Origin of the sequence: Mesorhizobium sp. M7A.F.Ca.MR.362.00.0.0 (assembly GCF_004023175.1) — a bacterium.
Taxonomy (GTDB): Bacteria; Pseudomonadota; Alphaproteobacteria; order Rhizobiales; family Rhizobiaceae; genus Mesorhizobium.
Map to the genome: position 1 here is coordinate 40,172 of NZ_RZTF01000016.1, position 4,859 is coordinate 45,030.

The 4,859-nt window shown below is 61.1% G+C and carries 3 protein-coding genes; all 3 read left to right on the forward strand.

The features are described from left to right. Positions 1 to 89: 89 nt before the first annotated feature. The 3 genes from EOC06_RS04410 to EOC06_RS04420 all read left to right on the forward strand — a co-directional run bounded on the left by EOC06_RS04410 (position 90) and on the right by EOC06_RS04420 (position 4,638). Entirely contained in the window at positions 90 to 1,481 is a 1,392-nt protein-coding gene (locus EOC06_RS04410; protein ID WP_127332333.1) for a family 16 glycosylhydrolase, read from the forward strand. A 101-nt stretch (positions 1,482 to 1,582) separates the two neighbouring features. Beyond that, on the forward strand, positions 1,583 to 3,328 hold the full coding sequence (locus EOC06_RS04415) for a type I secretion system permease/ATPase (RefSeq protein ID WP_127332335.1): 1,746 nt from the start codon (positions 1,583 to 1,585) through the stop codon (positions 3,326 to 3,328). Beyond that, entirely contained in the window at positions 3,328 to 4,638 is a 1,311-nt protein-coding gene (locus tag EOC06_RS04420) for an HlyD family type I secretion periplasmic adaptor subunit (RefSeq protein WP_128307175.1), read from the forward strand. The genes EOC06_RS04415 and EOC06_RS04420 overlap by 1 nt, the downstream gene beginning before the upstream one ends. The last annotated feature ends 221 nt before the right edge of the window (positions 4,639 to 4,859 follow it).

Below are 4,859 nucleotides of genomic sequence, written 5' to 3' on the forward strand. Positions count from 1 at the left end.
CCCTCCGAAGTCGGAAGACAAAACGTATCGGCTCCTTTTGCCTTCCATCGTGTTAGGGCTTGGAACAAACCAACGGAGCTGTGAGTAAAATGGCCACCGTAACCAACGCCAAGGGTGTTCCGCTCCCCTATAGTGGGTCCTCCGCAAAGTGGTACTCGGCAACGAATTCGGGCCCGGCCCTCTACGGCAGCATCTATAACGATTCGCTGTATGGCGACGGCAGCGTCAGCGTCACGATGTATGGCGGCAAGGGCGACGATATTTACTACCTGTACTCCGCGAAAAACAAAGCGGTGGAGCTGCCCAACGAGGGCATCGATACGATCTCGACCTGGATGAGCTACAGGCTGCCGGCGAATTTTGAGAATCTGACGGTCACGGGCGATAAACAATATGCCTTCGGAAACGCTCTGAACAATATCATCGTCGGCGGTTCCGGCCAGCAGACGCTCGACGGCTTGAAAGGCGACGATGTTCTCAAGGGTGGCTCCGGCGCTGACATTTTTGTCGTCAAACCGGGCAATGGCAGCGACCTCATTCTCGACTTCGGCGCCGACGATATTGTGCGCGTCGGAGGCTACGGCTTCACCTCCTTCGACCAGGTGCACGCCAACATGGTGCAGTCGGGATCGAACGTCCGACTCACCCTGTCGCCAACCGAGTTTCTCGTCTTCGCCAACAAGACCATCGACCAGTTCAGCGCCAACCAGTTCGATCTCGCCCTGGACAAGTCGCATCTGACGCTCACCTTCTCGGACGAGTTCAATACTTTGAACCTGCACAGCGGTTCTAGCGGGACCTGGGACACGAACTTCTGGTGGGGTGCTCCGAACGGCAGCTCGCTCACCACCAACAGTGAGCTTCAGTGGTATATCGACACCAGCTACGCCCCCACGAGTTCGGTCAACCCGTTCAGCGTCCAGGACGGTGTTCTCACCATTACGGCCGCCCGGGCTCCCGACGCGATCAAGCCCTACATAAACAACTATGATTACACGTCAGGTCTGTTGACGACCTACCATTCCTTCGCACAGACCTACGGTTATTTCGAAATTCGAGCCGACATGCCCGAAAAGCAGGGTGCATGGCCGGCCTTCTGGCTTCTTCCGGCGGATGGCTCCTGGCCGCCGGAACTGGACGCCGTGGAGATGGTCGGCCAGGATCCCAACAAGCTCACCCTGACCAGCCACTCGAATGCGACGGGGTCGCATACGAAAGTGACCTCGACCGTATATGCAGCGGATACCGAAGGGTTCCACAAATATGGGGTGCTTTGGACCCCAAGCGAGCTGGTCTGGTATTTCGACGATGTCGAAGTTGCCCGCGCACCAACGCCTGCCGACATGCACAAGCCAATGTATATGCTGGTCAACCAGGCTGTCGGCGGCATGGCGGGAGCGCCCGCCGACGGGCTTGCCACCCCTTCTGAAATGCACGTCGACTATGTCCATGCCTACGCGCTGAATGATTGGTTCATCTAGGTGCCATGCTGAAAGATGGAGTGAAACCGACACCCTTCGCCAACCGGTCTTGGACGCGTTCATTGCCGCTTGCGCCCGCGCTGGACCCGAGGTGAAGGAAGATGTCTCACATCCATCCATCTGAGCCGCCGCGAACTACGCTCACGGCGATATTCGCTTCCTTTCGCCGGGCATTCGCCGGCATCGCCTTGATGAGCGGGGTCGTCAACGTCCTGGCGCTGACCGGCTCGTTCTTCATGCTGCAGGTCTACGATCGCGTCATTCCCGGCCGCAGCGTGCCGACGTTGGTCGGCCTTTGCGTGTTTGCGGGCACGCTGTTCGTCTTTCAGGGCGTCCTCGAACTGATCCGATCGCGGCTGCTGGTGCGTATCGGCATGGCGCTCGATGCGCGACTCAGCGGGCAGGTCTACATCGCACTGATGCGTCTGCCGTTGCGCACGAAGCTCACCGGCGATGGCTTGCAATCATTGCGGGACCTCGATCAGGTCCGGTCGTTCCTGTCGAGCGCTGGGCCGACCGCGCTGTTCGACCTGCCTTGGATGCCGCTTTACCTCGCAATCTGTTTCCTGTTCCATTTCTGGATCGGCATGACCGCGCTGCTCGGCGCCGTCATTCTGTTTGGCCTGACCTTGCTTGCGGAGGTGCGCACCAGGCAGCCCGCGAAACGTGCCAACACACAGGCCGCTGCGCGCAACACGCTGGCGGAGGCGACGCGCCGCAATGTCGAGGTGCTTCAGGCAATGGGTTTTGGCCCACGCATCGCCGAGCGCTGGTCAGGCATCAACGCCGACTATCTCAGCACCAATGCCAAGGCGAGCGATTTGGCGGGGACGCTCGGAACGACATCGAAAGTCGTGCGCATGATGCTTCAATCCGGCATCCTGGCGATCGGCGCCTGGCTCGTCATCCATCAGGAGGCGACGGGCGGCATCATGATCGCCAGTTCGATCATGATGAGCCGGGCGCTGGCACCGATCGAACTCGCGATCGCGCATTGGAAGAGCTTCGTCAGCGCCCGACAGGCCTGGGCGCGCCTGACTCAGCTTCTGGGGCTGCTGCCCGAGGCAGCAACAAGTGTCTCGCTTCCGCCACCGTCGTTTCGCCTCTCGGTAGAGGGCATCAGTGTGGCGCCGCCGGGCGAGCGTCGCCTTGTCGTCCAGGATGCGGGCTTCGTGCTGGAGAAGGGCGCCGGCCTCGGCATCATCGGTCCGAGCGCTTCGGGAAAATCCTCGCTCGTCAGAGCGATCGCCGGTGTCTGGCTGCCAGTGCGCGGTACCGTCAGGCTCGACGGTGCGACGCTCGACCAGTGGTCGTCGGAAGAACTCGGCAAGCATGTCGGTTATCTGCCGCAGGATGTCGAGTTGTTCGATGGCACCATTGCCGAGAACATAGCTCGCTTCGAACCCCAGCCCCCCTCGGACAAGATACTGGCCGCCGCGCGCGCCGCCGGTGTTCATGATCTGGTGGTCCACCTGCCTGAAGGTTATGAAACGCGTATCGGCGAGGCCGGGTCGGCGCTTTCGGCGGGTCAGCGACAGAGGGTCGCCTTGGCGCGTGCTCTCTATGGCGATCCGTTTCTTGTCATACTCGACGAGCCTAATTCCAATCTCGATGCCGACGGCGAAGCCGCCTTGACGGCGGCGATCCAGGGCGTGCGCGACAGAGGCGGCATGGCCATCGTGGTGGCGCATCGCCCGAGTGCATTGCAAAGCCTTGACCAGATCCTTGTCATGACGAACGGCAGTATTCAGGCCTTTGGCCCGAAGAATGAGATCATGACCAAGGTGACCCGCCCCATCAGTGTTCCGTTAAAAGTTGTCTCAAGTCCTGAAGAGGCGGCGCTCTGATGGCGGAGAGAGCGACATCGGTGATCGACCGGACCATTCGACGTTATCTGCTCGGCGGCGTTGCGACCTCCATCCTTCTGGTCGGTGGAGCGGGCAGCCTTGCAGCGGTGACCGACCTCTCCGGCGCAGTCATTGCCTCGGGAAAGCTGGTTGTCGATTCCAGCGTCAAAAAGGTGCAGCATCCAACCGGCGGCGTGGTCGGCCAGATCTTCGTGCGCGAAGGCGATGCCGTGCAAGCGGGACAGGTTTTGATTCATCTCGATGAAACCGTCACCCGCGCCAATCTGGCCATTGTCACCAAGAGCGCGGATGAACTCGATGCCCGCCTGGCACGTCTCAAAGCCGAGCGCGACGGTGCGGACGCCATCGGTTTTCCGCCGTCGCTGATGTCTCGGCGGGACGATCCGGATGTCAGCGGCACGATGGCCGGAGAGCAGTCGCTCTTCGAGTTGCGCCGGCAGGCACGCGCTGGCCAGAAGGCGCAGTTGGCGGAACGTATCTCCCAGCTCGCCGAAGAAGTCTCCGGCCTGACCGAGCAAAAGGACGCCAAGAGCCAGGAAATCAAGCTGATCGGAACCGAGCTCGCGGGCATGCGCACACTATGGCAGCGCAAGCTGGTCTCAATCGATCGCATCACCGCTCTCGAGCGCGAGGCCGTGCGGCTGGAGGCTGAACATGGGCAGCTGACCGCCGCGATAGCGCAGTCGAAAGGCCACACGTCGGAAATCCGCCTGCAAATCATCCAGATCGATCAGGATCTGCGCAGCGAAGTCGCCACCGAACTGCGTGAGGTCCAGGCAAAACTCTCGGAACTCGTCGAACGCAAGGTATCGGCCGAAGACCAGCTCAAGCGCATCGACATTCGCAGCCCGCAGGCCGGCGTCGTCCTTCAGCTTGCCGTACATACGATTGGGGGTGTCATCACTGCGGGCGAACCGGTCATGCTCATCGTGCCGGTCGCGGACCAACTGACCGTCGAAGCCCGTGTCGCGCCACAGGACATCGATCAGCTGAAACAGGGGCAGGAGGCGACGCTGCGGCTTTCGGCCTTCAATCAGCGCACAACGCCTGAACTCAACGGAACCGTCAGCAAGATCTCCGCCGATCTCAGCACCGACGAGCGCACCGGCGCCGGTTATTACACCGTGCATATCGTTTTGCCGCGCACGGAACTTGCCAGACTCAAAAGACTGACCCTGGCGCCCGGCATGCCGGTCGAGGTGTTCTTCTCGACCAGCAGCCGCACGATGTTGTCCTATCTCGTCAAGCCCTTGGCCGATCAGATCCAGCGAGCATTCCGGGAGGAGTGAAACGCGCCCGGGCTGCAACGACCGGCCGCTCCCCGTCTCGAGCTCTTCATTGGGCCTGCCGCCTGCATGATGCTGCCGGCGGGCTCGGGTGTCACAACCGAAATCGATGACCGCGACAATCCCTTTTCGAACCGACGTGAGGAACATGCATCCGCAAGCGAAGTTCGGAATTTGCATGGTGTGAGAACACTCCCTCCCTCAAGTCCAAGCTCTGGTGCAGG

What these genes read in the sequence shown, in the direction of transcription:
- EOC06_RS04420 (WP_128307175.1), top strand. Translation starts at nt 3,328, where the DNA reads ATGGCGGAGAGAGCGACATCGGTGATCGACCGGACCATTCGACGTTAT.
- EOC06_RS04415 (WP_127332335.1), top strand. Translation starts at nt 1,583, where the DNA reads ATGTCTCACATCCATCCATCTGAGCCGCCGCGAACTACGCTCACGGCG.
- EOC06_RS04410 (WP_127332333.1), top strand. Translation starts at nt 90, where the DNA reads ATGGCCACCGTAACCAACGCCAAGGGTGTTCCGCTCCCCTATAGTGGG.